The sequence below is a fragment of the Bradyrhizobium sp. USDA3516 genome (genome assembly GCF_057651995.1).
This window is the reverse complement of the sequence record NZ_JBYGYN010000001.1, coordinates 1058663-1072032: the sequence shown is the minus strand read 5'-3', so window position 1 is coordinate 1072032 and position 13370 is coordinate 1058663. Positions and strand designations below refer to the sequence as shown.

Genomic DNA, 13370 nt, shown 5'->3' with positions numbered 1-13370 from the left:
CGATAGGGTTCGGGCGCTAATTCGCCGGCCCTGGCCCGCGCCATTCGAGCGCGAGGTCGTCCTGGGACAGGGTATCGCGCGGCGCCTCGCTCGCAGCAAGATCGCCTTCGCCGGCCAGCGCGATCGAGCCGGTATGGTCGGGCGCTTTCTTGTTGTCGGTCTTGCCGCCGTCGGTCTTGCCGCCGTCGTTCTTGCCGCCCTCGTTCTTGTCGTTGGTGATGTGCTCTTTCTTGTCGTTGATGATCTGATAGAGCTTCTTCGCGCCGTCCTGGGCGCGCTGGCCGATGATGGTCGCGGCCTGGCCGCCGACCTCGCAGGCCGCCGGCTGGCGCTTGCAGAACTGGGTCACGTCGGACACGGCCGCGGTCGCGGCCTGCACCGCATCGGCGGCGCCGATCTGCGGCAGCTTGTCCGATTCGGGCGTCTTGTCCCGCGGCAGGAGCACCAGCACCAGCCCGAGCCAGAATGTGATGCGAAGCAGAAAGCGCATCTTGTCGACCTGTCCGTTAGACTCCGCCCGCGGCGATCTCCCGCGGATGTCGGACCTAGCAATCCTCGATAAATCGCAAGTGATTGCCTTGAGCTTAATTCGCGGAAAATTGACGCAAGATTCTTCGCCAGCGACGTTCCGGTAAATTTTCGATTGACGCCCGCCCGTGTTTCCGCCGGCCGGCCCGCCTCCACCAATTCGAAACCATGCCGAGCGAGGTGAAACCCTGCGTTCACCATTCGCGGCGAAGACGTCGCCAAATCGTCTAAAAAGCTCCGCGATAACGCGGTGTCCGGCCACACGCTGTGCCGCCTTAGCACTCGTTTAAGGTCGCTCTGACACGGTGGCTCAACGACAAGGAGGCGTTCCGGCGCGTCTTCCAAGAGACGATTGAGCCGAAGCGCGAGACCCGTGACAGTTTTGAGTATCATCCGCGATTGTCTCGATGCACTGCTGCATCCCTCCGCGCGTTACGATGCGCTGATGCGCGCGCGCCATCGCGCCTTCATGGCACCGCGGCTGCTCGGCAGCCTCGTCGCCTTCGCCGCATTCCCGGTCTATCTCGCCATGCGCGGCGCGCCGAGCGCGATCGAGGTCGCGGCTTTTGCCTGGCTGATCGCGCCGATCATGTTGTCCTGGTTCCTTTCGCGCACCGGCCGTTACGAGGGTGCCCATGTGCTGTCCTCGCTGGCGCTCGCCAGCCTGATCATGGCCGTCGCCATCACGACGGGCGGCATCGAATCGTTTGCCGCGGTCTGGCTGGTCGTGGTTCCGCTCGAAGCTGCGCTGTCGGCCTCGCGCCGCGTCGCGGCGTTCGCCTCGCTGCTCGCGCTGTCCTGCGCCGGAATGCTGATCCTGGTCAGCCAGCTCGGCTGGCTGCCGGTGGTTGAGCCGAGCGCCGCCGAGCGCGGCGTGCTGATGGCCTTCGGCGTCGCATCTGCCACTCTTTATGCCGCCGGCCTTGCGTTCGGCGCGGAATCGCTCGCGCGCACCGGCGTCGCGCTGTTGTCGCGCGAGGAGGAGCGGTACCGCCTGCTGGCGCGCAACATGAGCGACGTCATCTCGCGGCATCAGCGCAACGGGGCGGTGCAATTCATCTCGCCGGCGGTGGAGGCCATGCTCGGCATGCAGGTGGTGCAACTGCTCGGCCACGGCCTATTCGACCGCGTCCATGTCGCCGATCGGCCGGCCTATCTCACGGCACTGTCCGATGCGGCGCGCGGCGAGGTGCGCAGCGTCGAGTTCAGGCTGCGGCGCGAGCCCGCCGCCGAGAGCGGTCAGGTCGATTTCATCTGGGTCGAGATGCGCTGCCGGCCGCTCGATCAGGACAAGGCGCGTGACGTCACGTGCGAAGCCGAAGTCGTTGCCGTGATGCGCGACGTCACCGACCGCAAGCTTTTCGAGCAGGCGCTGGACCAGGCGCGCAGCGCCGCCGAGGCGGCCGATGCCGCCAAGACGCGCTTCCTCGCCACCATGAGCCACGAGCTGCGCACGCCGCTCAACGCCATCATCGGCTTCTCCGAGATGATCGCGCAGGAGCAGACCCTGATGCTGGGTGCTGCGCAGCGCAAGGAATACGCCCACCTGATCAACGATTCCGGCCAGCACCTGCTCTCGGTCGTCAACGGCATCCTGGACATGTCGAAGATGGAATCGGGCAATTTCGAGATTGCGTCCGAGCCGTTCGCGCCGCGCGCCTCGCTATTGCATTGCTGCAATCTGCTGGCGCTGAAGGCGCGGGAGAACGGCATCGACCTGATCACCGATGCGCCGCAGGACCTGCCCGTCATGACCGGCGATCCCAGGGCCTTCAAGCAGATCGTGCTCAACCTCGTCGCCAACGCCATCAAGTTCACCGAGCGCGGCGGCCAGGTCTGCGTATCGGCCGCGGTGTCCGGCTCGCTGCTGACGCTGCGCATCAGCGACACCGGCGTCGGCATCGCGCCCGACGATCTCAAGCGCATCGGCGCGCCGTTTTTCCAGGCCGGCACGACCTATCAGCGCCGTCACGAGGGCACCGGCCTTGGACTTTCGATCGTGAAGAGTCTCGTGGCGTTGCATCTCGGCGAATTGACGGTACAAAGCAGGTTGGGCGAGGGCACGGCGGTCACCGTCAAGCTGCCGCTCGTCTACACGCCGCCGCAAGCCAAGCCGGCCGAGCGCAAGATTGCGACGCTGACGCCCGTGCTGCGCCAAGAACTTCAAGGTCAGGATCTTCAAGACCAAACTCACGATCAGTCTTACCAACCCGCTCTGGTGAAGAAAAGTGCCTAAGAAGTCTGCCAAGGACGAAGCCGCTACGCGGCGCCGTAGCAAGGCCGCGGTCATCGATGTCGAGACCGAGCGCAATCTCGTGATGCGCGTGCTGCTGCACAGCCCGAAGGACACACTGGCCGGCCTCGTCGCCGTCGCCGCGATCGCCGCGATCGTTGCCAATGCGCTGTTCCTCCAGACCGGCCGGCACCCCGCGCCGATGTTCGGCACGGTGATCAATCTTCCCGCGCCGTCGTCCGTGCCGCTGTCGAACCCCATGCCGCGTCCGCGCCCCGTCGGCGCCGATACCTCGCCGCTCGAGCCGCGCGCGACCGAGTTCCGCGTCGAGCCCAAGCCTGCCGCTGAGCCCAAGCCTGCCGAGCGTGCCGCCGAGAAGGAAAAGCCGGTCGAGGCGACCGCCTCGACGCGGTCGAACGATCCGATGACCAATCTGGTCAAGGCGACGACCTCGACGCCGCCCGCGGCCATGCGTCCGCCGGCGCCGATCCCGGCGCAAAGCCCGGCCGCACGCCGCATCGCCGGCGTGCAGCGCGCGCTGTCCGAATATGGTTACGGCAATCTGAAGATCACGGGCAGCATGAGCGCCGAGACCCAGGCGGCGATCCAGAAGTTCGAGCGCGAGCACAAGATGCAGGTCACCGGTCAGGTCTCCGACCGGCTGCTGCGTGAGCTCGCCGCTGCAATCGGCCACCCCGTCGAATGATTGTCACGCTCCCGCGCAAGGCTGGTGCTGATGGCGGCACTGGCCTATCGTGCGATTCATGCGTTTGAAATCCAACATATGGGTCGCGGCCTACTTGCGCCGCTGCCAGACCGAGGGCGTGTTCGGCGCCGTGCGGCGTCGCGGTGCCGAGGAGGCGGGCGCGGTGTTCGTCAAGGTGTCGCTGCTCGACGGCAATGCGATGCTGTACGCGCCGGCGCCGCAGACTTCTTACGACGACGGCCGGCCGATCGACCGCTTCTTCGTGCCGGTCGCGCCGCAGCCTCTGCCGGAGCACACGATCGAGGAGCGTCTGATCAAGGAAGTCCGCTTCGATCCGGATGCCTGGATCGTCGAGACCGAGGATCGCGCGGGCCGGCATTTTCTGGAATTGGCGAAGGCGTAGCTGTTGCCTCCACCGTCATTGCGAGCGCAGCGAAGTAATCCAGAATCTTTCCGCGGAGGGACTCTGGATTGCTTCGCTGCGCTCGCAATGACGAGCTTGGGGCGCGTTGCGTGCCCAATACTCGCTCGCTGAGGCGGTGTAACCAAAATCAGCGATCCGACGAATCGGTCCCCGTCCGCACCGCTGGGCTGGAGCCCGGCTGCACGCCCGGCCGCGTCTGGCTCGCGCTTGCGCGGGCGCGCTGGCGTTCGCCATCATGCAGCGCGGATTGGTACTTCGCGCGCGTCACCGCGAGCGTCGAGCCGCGCCAGGCCGCCAGCATCACCAGCGCCGATCGCTCCGCGAGGCGGTCGTAGAGCCGCGACAGACGGTACACGGCGTTCACGGACGTTCCGATCTCCGGCTTGAAGAACAAGAGGATGCGCTGGAACACCGGGCTCGGCATGTCGAGCGCGCGCGCGGCGACCGCAAGCGCCTCGCCGCCGGCATCGTCGACGATCTCAGCTGCGACGCGCGAGGGCAGGATCAAGCTGTCGCCGAGCTCGAAGGTGAAGCTTTCGATATCACCCGCGATCGCCGCCATCTCCAGGATCTGGATCGCGCGCTTGGCGTGCACGGTCGGAATGCGGGGGGCGGCTTTCAGCGGGGTCTGCGCCAGATTGTGCAGGATCAGCGCGCGCTCCGAGGCGTCGGCGCGGAAGAACATGTTGTGGATCTCGGCCGCCTCTTTCGGCTGCATCGCCAAGTTGGCGGCCATGCGCTGCTCGGCCTCGGTCGGCACGCGCGCCGGAGCGGGCGCGCGCGGCGCAGCTGGTATCTCCCGGGCCAGTGGAACCCTGCGGCCTTCCTGGGTGGCGACCAGGCCGAGCTTCTGCAGGATCAGGACGGGCGTCTGCGGATAGACCGCGAGGCGGGCCTTGACGGCCGCGCGCGTCGCATCGTCGACCTGGTCGATCAGCCGCGTGGCGAGCTCGACGAATTGCCGCTGCTCGTCGTCGCTGTGGGTGCTCGTCTGGACATAAAGGTCGGTCAGCACGCGCAGCAGCGTCGGGCGGACATCGACACCTTCGCGACGGGACAGGGTCATCAGCCCGTCGAATCCGGGAAACAGCGACTTGGTCATGGAGGCGTACGCAACTCGGGAAAGACTTGGTGGCGAGCCTAGCGCAGGTTCGTTTAAAGCCTCGTTAAGGAAAACGAGGCGTGAAGGCGGCCCTGCAATTTGAGCCGTTGCCGTGCCGCAACGGGACGGCGCGGCGCGGCCCGTGCGGCTACGGTTGAAGCGGCCCGTTTACACCCCGTTAACCATGAGCTGATCTTAATGAATGCATGTTGCTGGGGCGCGTTCGGTCGCGCGGCAATCGAAGAGAGCTGACATGGGGACCATCATCGAATTTCCGGCCGGTCGCCGGGTGGGCTCGTCCGGGGATGTCGCTCCGCGCGCGGACATGGGAACGGTCCTGATCCTTCCCGTGATTCGAATCGAGCGCGAGGCGGACGAAACCAGCGGCGATCGCGGGCCGGAGCAGGGCACAGCGCCGGGGCGCCGTCGTCGCCGCCGCTGACATCCGGCTTCATGCGATGCCGGACGTCATCCGCCAGATCCGGCCTGTCCTGTCGGCCGTCCTGCTCACGCTGCTGGGCGCCTTGCTCGCGGCGTGTAGCGGCGGCGACTTCGGCCGCACCCGCGAGAGCATGCGCAGCGACGACATGCATCGCTGGCTCGGTGCGGAGGTCACCTCCAGCGTCGGCCTGAAGCCCTCGCAATTCCAGCTCACCGACGAAGAGCGCCAGCTCCGCGATCTCGCCTATCCCATGATCGAGCCGCCGCTGTCGCGCCCGGCATGGAAGAGCGTGTTCGGCGACTACAAGGCGCTGCCCTCGCCGTGGCGGCAGAAGGTCGTGTTCGACCGCACCATGTACGGGCGCACGCTGATCGACGAGCCGCACCGCTCGCATTCCTCGCGCTATGCGCAGCTGATCGAGGACGTGCGCAACGACATCACCCGCTTCGAGCCGTTCTTCGCATCCGCGATCCGCGTCATCGATCTCGACAGGAAGCGCGATGCCAGCATGGCGCGTGTCTCCGCGCTGTCGCCGAGGGAGAGGGACGATGCGGTCGCGCGCATGCAGGAGAACTCGCTGATCATCCAGTGGGTGCAGCAATGCCTGGAGCAGCGCATCTCGTCCTATCGCTGGGCGCTGGAGCGCCTGGTGATCCAGGCCCCCGACGGCATGGCCGCCGATGCCGACCGCCTGATCGGCGAGCTCGCCGCCCAGACCGCCAATCCGCCCGTCGCAGGCCAGCCGCCTTACGGCCGCGCGGTCGTCTCGAAGGGCTGAGGGAAGGACTGTTGGGTCGCGGCAGTCCCGCTGCGACCGACCGGCACGATGAGATTCTCAACCCGCGCGTTTGCGCATCCGCACGGCCATGGCGGCAGCGCGGCCTCCTTCCCGGTTGAGACTTGGTACGGGAACCCTGATTGCGCTTGTCCTTCCGAGCCGGATGGGTAGGATTATTTCGTTTTTCTTCAAGTCATTTTACCGAAGGTCCTTAGCGATGCGCCTTGTCGCCCCGCCTCCCTTCTCGAGCCGCTTCAACGTCGCCCCGAGCCGCCAGCTGATGGCACTTGCCCTTCTGCTCGGATCGACCGCCTCCGCGGCTGCGCTGACCAAGGAAGCAGCGCTCGAGAACTGCCGGATGAGCGTCGGCAAGCCGATCGTGCAGGCCTGCATGCGCTCCGGCGGCGCCAATCTCGAAGCTTGCCGCGCCAAGGCCTCGCCCCAGGTCCGGGCCTGCACGATGGCGGCGCTCAACGCCGCCAACGGCCGGGCCAACGTCGCCGTCGAGCTGCCGAAGGAAGCGGCGCCGAAGCTGGAACCAGGCACCGCACTGCCGAAGGGCTTCATCGCGCCCCCTCGCACCATCGCCGACATCACGGCGATCCTGGATAGCGAGAAGCCGAACGAGAAGCTGATCCTGAAGTTGAAGGCGGACGCCGATTCCACGCCCACCGGCAAGGAATCGCGCGCAGATCTGGCACAGTTCTATTTCGACCGCGCCAATGCGCGTGCGCAGCTCGGTCGGCTCGCCGAATCCATTGCCGATGCCGGCAAGGCCATGGAGGTCGGCCGCGGCGCGGTCGAGGCCACCCTGATGGGCCGCATCCAGCAATTGCTCTCGCTGCAATACGCGGCAGCCGGCGATCCAAAACGGTCGCTGGAGGTGATCCAGAAGTTGTTGCGTGAGACCGCCACCCAGCCGGGCGCAAAGGGATTCCAGCTGAGCGCCAACCGGTCCATTGTCGGCAATCTCATCCAGATGGGCGATGTCGCCCAGGCAGAAGCCTATCTGCGTCGCACACAGGCCGTCATCCAGGAGGCGCGCACCAGCGGTCATCCGGGGTGGCGCGCCTCCTATGCGCGCTTCGGACAGAACTGGGAAGGGGAGCTCGAAGCGACCAGGGCGATGATCTTCGAAGCGCGCGGGCAATTCGCGGAGGCCGAGGCCGCCTATCGCGTGGCCGAGCAGCGCAAGCGGGCCGGCATGAAGGGCGTGATGAACTCGGACAATCCCCCGGCAGAAACCGTCTTCCTGCAGTCGATCGACGGTCTGGTGCTCAGTCAGGCCCGCATGAAGGCGCGACAGGGCCGGCTGGCCGAAGCCGAGGTCGACGCCCGTCGCGCCCTGCTGGCGCGACTGACGGACACCGGCAAATACAATCCGGTGACGCCGCGCTACGTCACGGGCCTCGCCGGTATCCTGGTCGAACAGGGACGCTACGAGGAAGCCGAGCAGCTCGGCCGCGTGGCCCTCGAGATCAACAAGACCGTCGGTGTTCCCGACGATTCCCAATCCACCGTGCAATTGCTGTCGCAACTGGCCGGCATCCTGTCGCTTCAGCGCAAGGCGGCCGAAGCCAACGCGATGTACGCGGCGATCGACAAGGCGATCGCCAATTGGGATCCGCAGCGCCGCCAGGTGTTCGAGCTCAATCCGTCGCGCATTCTCTCGCTCTATTCGTCCGGCCAGCTCGAGGCCGGCATCGCCGCGGCCGAACAATTGGTGAAGAAGCAGGTCGGGCGCGTCGGCGAGAATCATTTCGATGCGGCCTCGGCGCGCGGCACGCTGGCGGTCGGTCTGATGCGGGCGCGGCGCGATGCCGAGGCGATCCGCGAGTTCAAAGCCGCCATCCCGATCATGATGGCGAGTGCGCGGGAAAACGCCGACGACGAGAACACCACGGTGGTCGCCGCGCGCAGCCAGCGCCTGCAGAGCATCGTGGAAAGCTATTTCGTGCTGCTCGCACGCACCGAAGCTGCAAGCGGCGGGGTCGGCGAGGAGACCTTCAGTCTCGCGGACGCCATCCGCGGCCGCTCGGTTCAGCAGGCTCTGGCGGCATCGAGCGCGCGGGCGGCCGCCAAGGACCCGGCGCTGGCCGATCTCGTCCGCAAGGAGCAGGACCTCACCAAGCAGGTCAACGCGCAGCTCGGAACGCTCAACAACGTGCTGGCGCTGCCGTCCACCGAGCGGGACGAGAAGGGCGTGCAGCAGATCCAGGCCTCGATCGCCGCCTTGCGCGCCGAACGTGACAAGGCGCGGCAGGAGATCAAGCAGAAGTTCCCGGTCTATGCCGATCTCGTCGCTCCCAAGCCGCCCAGCGTCGCCGAAATCCGTGCGACGCTCGCCGACGGGGAGGCGATGTTGTCGTTCTATTTCGGCCAGAGCGCCAGTTTCGTCTGGGCCGTGCCGAAGTCGGGCCCGGTGGCGTTCGCCGCGGTCAACGCCAGGATTGGCGATATCGAGAGCAAGATCCGCAAGCTGCGCGAGGCGCTCGAGCCGCAGGCAGCGATGATCTCGGACATTCCGCCGTTCGATCTGAAGCTCGGATACGAGCTCTACGAGCTGCTGCTGAAACCGGTCGAGAGCGGATGGAAGCCGGCCAGGAACCTGATCGTCGTGACCAACGGCGCTCTCGGACTTCTGCCGCTGTCCTTGCTGCCGACGGCGCCGGTTGAGGTGGCTACGGACGAGGACCCACTCTTCGTCGGTTATCGCAACGTGCCCTGGCTGGCGAGAACCCATGCCGTGTCGACGGTGCCGTCGGCGGCGGCGCTGCGCACGCTGCGGCAGTTGCCGCCCGGCAAGCCCGGCCGCGGCGACCTCGTCGCGTTCGGCGATCCCTATTTCAACAGCGATCAGCACGCCGAGGCGGAAGGCACGGGTGAGAAGATTCAGCTCGCCGACGCCGGCGGCAACCTCACGCGCGGCGGGCCGCTGAAGCGGCGCAACAGTCCCAAGCTCGATGGCGTCGACAGCGCCGAACTCGGTCTGCTGCCTCGGCTTCCCGATACTGCCGATGAGTTGAAGTCGATCGCGCTGGCCTTGCAGGCGGATCCCTCGAAGGTGCTGTTTCTCGGCAAGAGCGCGACCGAGAGCGCGGTGAAGACCATGAATCTCTCCGGCTTCAGGATCCTGGCCTTTGCGACCCACGGCCTGGTCCCGGGCGAGCTCAACGGACTGACGCAACCGGCGCTCGCTCTGTCGTCGCCGGTGGTGACGGGCGAGGGCGGCGACGGACTGCTGACGATGGAAGAGATTCTCGGTCTCAAGCTCGATGCGGACTGGGTCGTCCTTTCGGCCTGCAATACCGGCGCCGGCGCAGGCGCTGGGGCCGAGGCGGCCTCCGGGCTGGGCCGCGCGTTCTTCTACGCCGGCACGCGCGCCCTGCTGGTGACGAACTGGTCGGTGCACTCCCAGTCGGCGCGGCAATTGGTGACGGACCTGTTCAAGCGACAGGCCGACGATCCCAAGCTGTCGCGCAGCGAAGCGCTGCGCCAGGCGACGATGGCTCTTGTTGATGGTCCCGGCTATCTCAACAGCGAGGGCAAGACCGAGTTTGCCTATGCGCATCCGTTGTTCTGGGCGCCGTACACGATCATCGGCGATGGCGGCTTGCGCTGACGGCATGGGAAAGGGGTGCAGGGGAATGAAACGGAATATGTTGCCCGGGCTTGTTGCTGCGGCTTTGCTGGTATCGGCACCATCGCATGCCGCGCAGTTGATCACGGAAGAGGAGGCCAAGCTGCCGCCTCCCAAGGGTGCCGTTGCCGTCGAGCAGCGCGGCATCCTGCGTGGCCCGAAGGTCGAGTTCGTCTCGCCGGGCAGCGCGGCGAGTTCGCCGCTGCGGCTGGTGTTGAAATTTCAGTCCTATGGCGGAGCGAAGATCGACCCGGACTCCGTCAAAATGATCTTCCTCCGCACGCCGAATGTCGACCTGACCCAAAGGGTCAAGCCCTTCGTGCAGGCTGACGGTATCAACATGCAGGAAGCGGAGCTGCCTCCCGGCGAATACACCATGCGCGTCGACATCAAGGACAGCGATGGCCGGCCGGGCACGACCGTCTTCACCCTGAAGGTCGCGAAGTGAGCTGTACCAAGTGAGCTTTGCCCAAGTGAGCTGCCCGTACTGCCGGTCCGAAAATCCCGAGGGTGCGCTGGCCTGTGCGTCGTGCGGGCGCGACATCGCGCCCCCCGCGACGCTGATCGCCGAACGCGACGATCTCCTGCGCAAGCGCGAAGCGTTGCGCGATGAACTGCGAAGGGCCAGAGACGAGATCGAAGCCATCATGAGGCGAAGGAAGTCGCGCTAGCGATGGAATGTCCGTTCTGCGCCGAGACGATCAAGGACGAAGCCATCGCGTGCAAGCATTGTTCGCGCGACTTGCGCGTTGTGCGGCCGACCCTTCTCGAGATCGACGAGATCGTTGCGGAGCTGGACAAGCTCAGGCGCGATCTCGATCGCGTCAACGTCCGTCTCGAGCGCTACAACAATCCGCTGCGCTACTACGGAACGCATGCGGTTCTCTATGTCGCGATCCCATCCCTGCTGCTCGTGATCGCGCATGTGCTTGTGACCATCACCTTCAACCTGTCGCCGATCCCGCTTCGGATCGCGTCGATTGCCGTACCGCTGTTGTTCGGATTTGTCGCCTATCCGCTGCACAGGGTCTACGTCCTGGCGGCATTCGTGCTGGCGTTCCTGACCGCAACTGTCAGCATCCTCGCAATGCTGACGGTCACCGGGATCCATGATGATGTCTCGATCCTTCCAGCGGTGTGGATCGAATGGCGGGAGGTGTTCGAATATGGCGCCAGTATCCTGCTCGCCTTCGTCTCGGGTAACATTCTCAGCGTCATGGTCTTCCAGATATTGCCGCGCGTGCTGACCCAGGGCGGCAAGCCGAATGCATTCGCCTTCCGCATGGCGCGTCTATTGGGCCAGCATGTCGGAGAGGAGCAGCTGCGCCGCCGCGCCCGGTTGATTCAGAACCTCATGCAGACCGCGGGGCCACTGGTCGGCGTTGCCGCGACCGGCGTCGGCTCGATCTATGCGGGCTTGAAGGGCTTGCTGGGATAGCCGAACCTTCCGAAGCGCGCTTGCAGCCCTATCGCGCTTCCACCACTTCGCCGTCTTCCTTCACGAAGCGGCCGACCGGATTGTCCAGGAGATCCACCACGGCTTCCGACGGCCGGCACAAGCGCGTGCCCTTTGGCGTCACCACGATTGGCCTGTTGATAAGGATAGGATGGGCGATCATGACATCGAGGAGTTGGTCATCGCTCCATTTGGGATCGTCGAGGCCAAGCTCCTTGTAAGGCGTTCCCTTCTCGCGCAGCAGCGCGCGGACGGGAATGTCCATGGTCGCGATCAGCTCCTTGAGCTTGTCGCGCGAGGGCGGCGTCTTCAGATATTCGACGACGACGGGCTCGGTGCCGCTCTGCCGGATCATCGCCAGCGTGTTGCGCGAGGTGCCGCAGGCGGGGTTGTGATAGATCGTGACGGTCATCGAGCTGTCTCCGTGATTGCGACCGAGGCGGACGCGCGTGAGCGTCCGAGCAGCCAGTTCATCAGCAGCATGCCGGCGAACGCTCCGCACAGCTCGGCAATGATGAAGCCGGGCAGGTCGGCGGGCCGAATCCCTGAGAACGTGTTGGTCAGCGACCTCGCAATGGCCACGGCTGGATTGGCAAACGAGGTGGAGGCCGTGAACCAATAGGCCGCGGTGATGTAGAGGCCGACCAGCCAGGGGATCGCCGTCCGCTGAAACCGGATGCCGGCCAGGATCGTCGCGACCAGCCCGAACGCAGCGACCGCTTCGGCGAACCATTGCGGCCCTCCGGTTCGGACTTTCGTCGAGAGGTCGAGCAGCGGCAGGCCGAACATCAGATGCGCCGCCACCGTTCCCGCGATGCCGCCGGCGATCTGCGCGACAATATAGAGCGCAGCCTCGTATCCCGGCAGCTCGCGCTTGCCGGTGAAGACGAGCGTCACCGCGGGATTGAAATGTGCGCCGGAGATCGGGCCGAGCACCGTGATCAGGACAATCAGGATGGCGCCGGTCGGCAAGGTGTTGCAGAGCAGTGCAAGCGCGACGTCCTTGGTCAGCGTTTCCGCCATGATGCCGGAGCCGACCACGGTGGCGACGAGAATGCCTGTGCCGAGCGCTTCGGCCGCAAGGCGCCGCGGGAGATCGAAACTGTCCATCAGCCGGCCTTCGGCGCCGGATCGGTTGCGCCTTCGGAGCGGCCGATTTCGCGCAGCTTGGTGCCGAGCGAAAGCTTGTCGATGCTCCTCAGCGGGAGGTTCACGAATGTAGCAATGCGGTTTCTCAGATAACGAAACGCGGTGACGAATGCCGCCTGTTTCTCCAGTTCTGAGCCCTCTGCCGCGGCAGGATCTTCGATGCCCCAATGTGCCGTCATCGGCTGACCCGGCCAGATCGGACAGGCCTCACCGGCTGCGTTGTCGCAGACGGTGAAGACGAAATCCATCACCGGTGCATCCGGAGCGGCAAACTCCAGCCAGCTCTTCGAGCGCATTCCGTCGGTGGGATAGCCGATGCTCTCCAGCGTGCGCAACGCCAACGGATGGACTGCGCCTTTTGGGGTGCTGCCGGCGGAGAAGGACTGAAAGCGGCCGCCGCCGTCCTTGCGCAGGATCGACTCGGCCAGGATCGATCGCGCCGAGTTGCCGGTGCATAGGAACAAGACGTTGAACCTGTGATCAGACACGGCTTCGCTCCTTTCGTCTTGGCGAGCAGCACGATTGCAAGGACTCGACGACGGGGTCGCAAACTTCCGGCCGTCCGCCACAGCAATCGCGCAGCAGGAAGAGCGCGACGTCGCGAAATTCGCCGAGATTGGCGCGGTAGACGATCGAGCGACTATGCCGCTCGGACGACACGAGGCGGGCGCGGCTCAGTATCGACAGATGCGCCGACAGCGTGTTTTGCGGGACTTCCAAGAGGCGCGCGAGATCGCCGGCCGCAAGACCTTCAGGCTCGTGCCTGACCAGCGTCCGGAACGCCTCCAGACGGGTCGGTTGCGACAGCGCGGCGAGCGCCAGGACGGCTTGCTCTGTTTCCATATATCCAGATTTATGGAATTACGCGTGCCGAGTCAATCCGGGCCTCCGGCCATGGCGTAGCGGTTATTT

Annotated in this window: 15 protein-coding genes; 9 read left to right on the top strand and 6 right to left on the bottom strand. The window is 65.7% G+C overall.

Going from position 1 to position 13370, the window contains the following annotated elements; all coding sequences use genetic code 11:
- Positions 1–16: 16 nt before the first annotated feature.
- Complete coding sequence (locus tag AC24YW_RS05145; protein ID WP_487481688.1) at positions 17–490, bottom strand: DUF5330 domain-containing protein; 474 nt, start codon at positions 488–490, stop codon at positions 17–19.
- A 411-nt stretch (positions 491–901) separates the two neighbouring features.
- On the opposite strand from AC24YW_RS05145, the gene AC24YW_RS05140 reads away from it, so the two are divergent.
- From AC24YW_RS05140 to AC24YW_RS05130, 3 genes are read left to right on the top strand one after another with little or no spacing between them, the layout of a single operon-like run.
- Positions 902–2764 carry a sensor histidine kinase gene (locus tag AC24YW_RS05140; RefSeq protein ID WP_487481687.1) on the top strand — a complete coding sequence of 621 codons (1863 nt, stop codon included), beginning with the start codon at positions 902–904 and terminating at the stop codon, positions 2762–2764.
- Positions 2757–3467 carry a peptidoglycan-binding protein gene (locus AC24YW_RS05135; protein WP_487481686.1) on the top strand — a complete coding sequence of 237 codons (711 nt, stop codon included), beginning with the start codon at positions 2757–2759 and terminating at the stop codon, positions 3465–3467. The genes AC24YW_RS05140 and AC24YW_RS05135 overlap by 8 nt, the downstream gene beginning before the upstream one ends.
- A gap of 58 nt (positions 3468–3525) precedes the next feature.
- Positions 3526–3870: a DUF1491 family protein gene (locus tag AC24YW_RS05130; RefSeq protein WP_487481685.1), complete on the top strand. Its 345-nt coding sequence runs from the start codon at positions 3526–3528 to the stop codon at positions 3868–3870.
- Positions 3871–4018: 148 nt separating this feature from the next.
- Here AC24YW_RS05130 and AC24YW_RS05125 read toward each other — a convergent pair whose 3' ends face one another.
- Positions 4019–4993 carry a DUF2336 domain-containing protein gene (locus AC24YW_RS05125; protein WP_487481684.1) on the bottom strand — a complete coding sequence of 325 codons (975 nt, stop codon included), beginning with the start codon at positions 4991–4993 and terminating at the stop codon, positions 4019–4021.
- Between the two features lie 253 nt (positions 4994–5246).
- Between AC24YW_RS05125 and AC24YW_RS05120 the strand changes: the two genes are divergently transcribed.
- From AC24YW_RS05120 to AC24YW_RS05095, 6 genes are all read left to right on the top strand, one after another.
- Positions 5247–5435, top strand: a complete 189-nt coding sequence (locus tag AC24YW_RS05120) for a hypothetical protein (protein ID WP_036005903.1) — start codon at positions 5247–5249, stop codon at positions 5433–5435.
- Between the two features lie 16 nt (positions 5436–5451).
- Entirely contained in the window at positions 5452–6213 is a 762-nt protein-coding gene (locus AC24YW_RS05115; protein WP_487481683.1) for a hypothetical protein, read from the top strand.
- 280 nt (positions 6214–6493) lie between these two features.
- Positions 6494–9835, top strand: coding sequence for a CHAT domain-containing protein (locus AC24YW_RS05110; protein WP_487481682.1), 3342 nt, complete (start codon positions 6494–6496; stop codon positions 9833–9835).
- A gap of 25 nt (positions 9836–9860) precedes the next feature.
- Complete coding sequence (locus AC24YW_RS05105) at positions 9861–10301, top strand: hypothetical protein (protein ID WP_487481681.1); 441 nt, start codon at positions 9861–9863, stop codon at positions 10299–10301.
- A 10-nt stretch (positions 10302–10311) separates the two neighbouring features.
- Entirely contained in the window at positions 10312–10524 is a 213-nt protein-coding gene (locus AC24YW_RS05100) for a hypothetical protein (RefSeq protein WP_487481680.1), read from the top strand.
- A 2-nt stretch (positions 10525–10526) separates the two neighbouring features.
- Positions 10527–11291, top strand: a complete 765-nt coding sequence (locus AC24YW_RS05095; RefSeq protein WP_487481679.1) for a hypothetical protein — start codon at positions 10527–10529, stop codon at positions 11289–11291.
- Between the two features lie 28 nt (positions 11292–11319).
- Here AC24YW_RS05095 and arsC read toward each other — a convergent pair whose 3' ends face one another.
- From arsC to AC24YW_RS05075, 4 genes are read right to left on the bottom strand one after another with little or no spacing between them, the layout of a single operon-like run.
- Complete coding sequence (arsC, locus tag AC24YW_RS05090; RefSeq protein WP_487481678.1) at positions 11320–11721, bottom strand: arsenate reductase (glutaredoxin); 402 nt, start codon at positions 11719–11721, stop codon at positions 11320–11322.
- Complete coding sequence (locus tag AC24YW_RS05085; protein ID WP_487481677.1) at positions 11718–12419, bottom strand: aquaporin; 702 nt, start codon at positions 12417–12419, stop codon at positions 11718–11720. Before AC24YW_RS05085 ends, arsC begins: the two co-directional genes overlap by 4 nt.
- Positions 12419–12946 carry an arsenate reductase ArsC gene (locus AC24YW_RS05080; protein WP_487481676.1) on the bottom strand — a complete coding sequence of 176 codons (528 nt, stop codon included), beginning with the start codon at positions 12944–12946 and terminating at the stop codon, positions 12419–12421. Before AC24YW_RS05080 ends, AC24YW_RS05085 begins: the two co-directional genes overlap by 1 nt.
- Positions 12939–13301, bottom strand: coding sequence for an ArsR/SmtB family transcription factor (locus AC24YW_RS05075; protein ID WP_487481675.1), 363 nt, complete (start codon positions 13299–13301; stop codon positions 12939–12941). Before AC24YW_RS05075 ends, AC24YW_RS05080 begins: the two co-directional genes overlap by 8 nt.
- Positions 13302–13370: the final 69 nt, after the last annotated feature.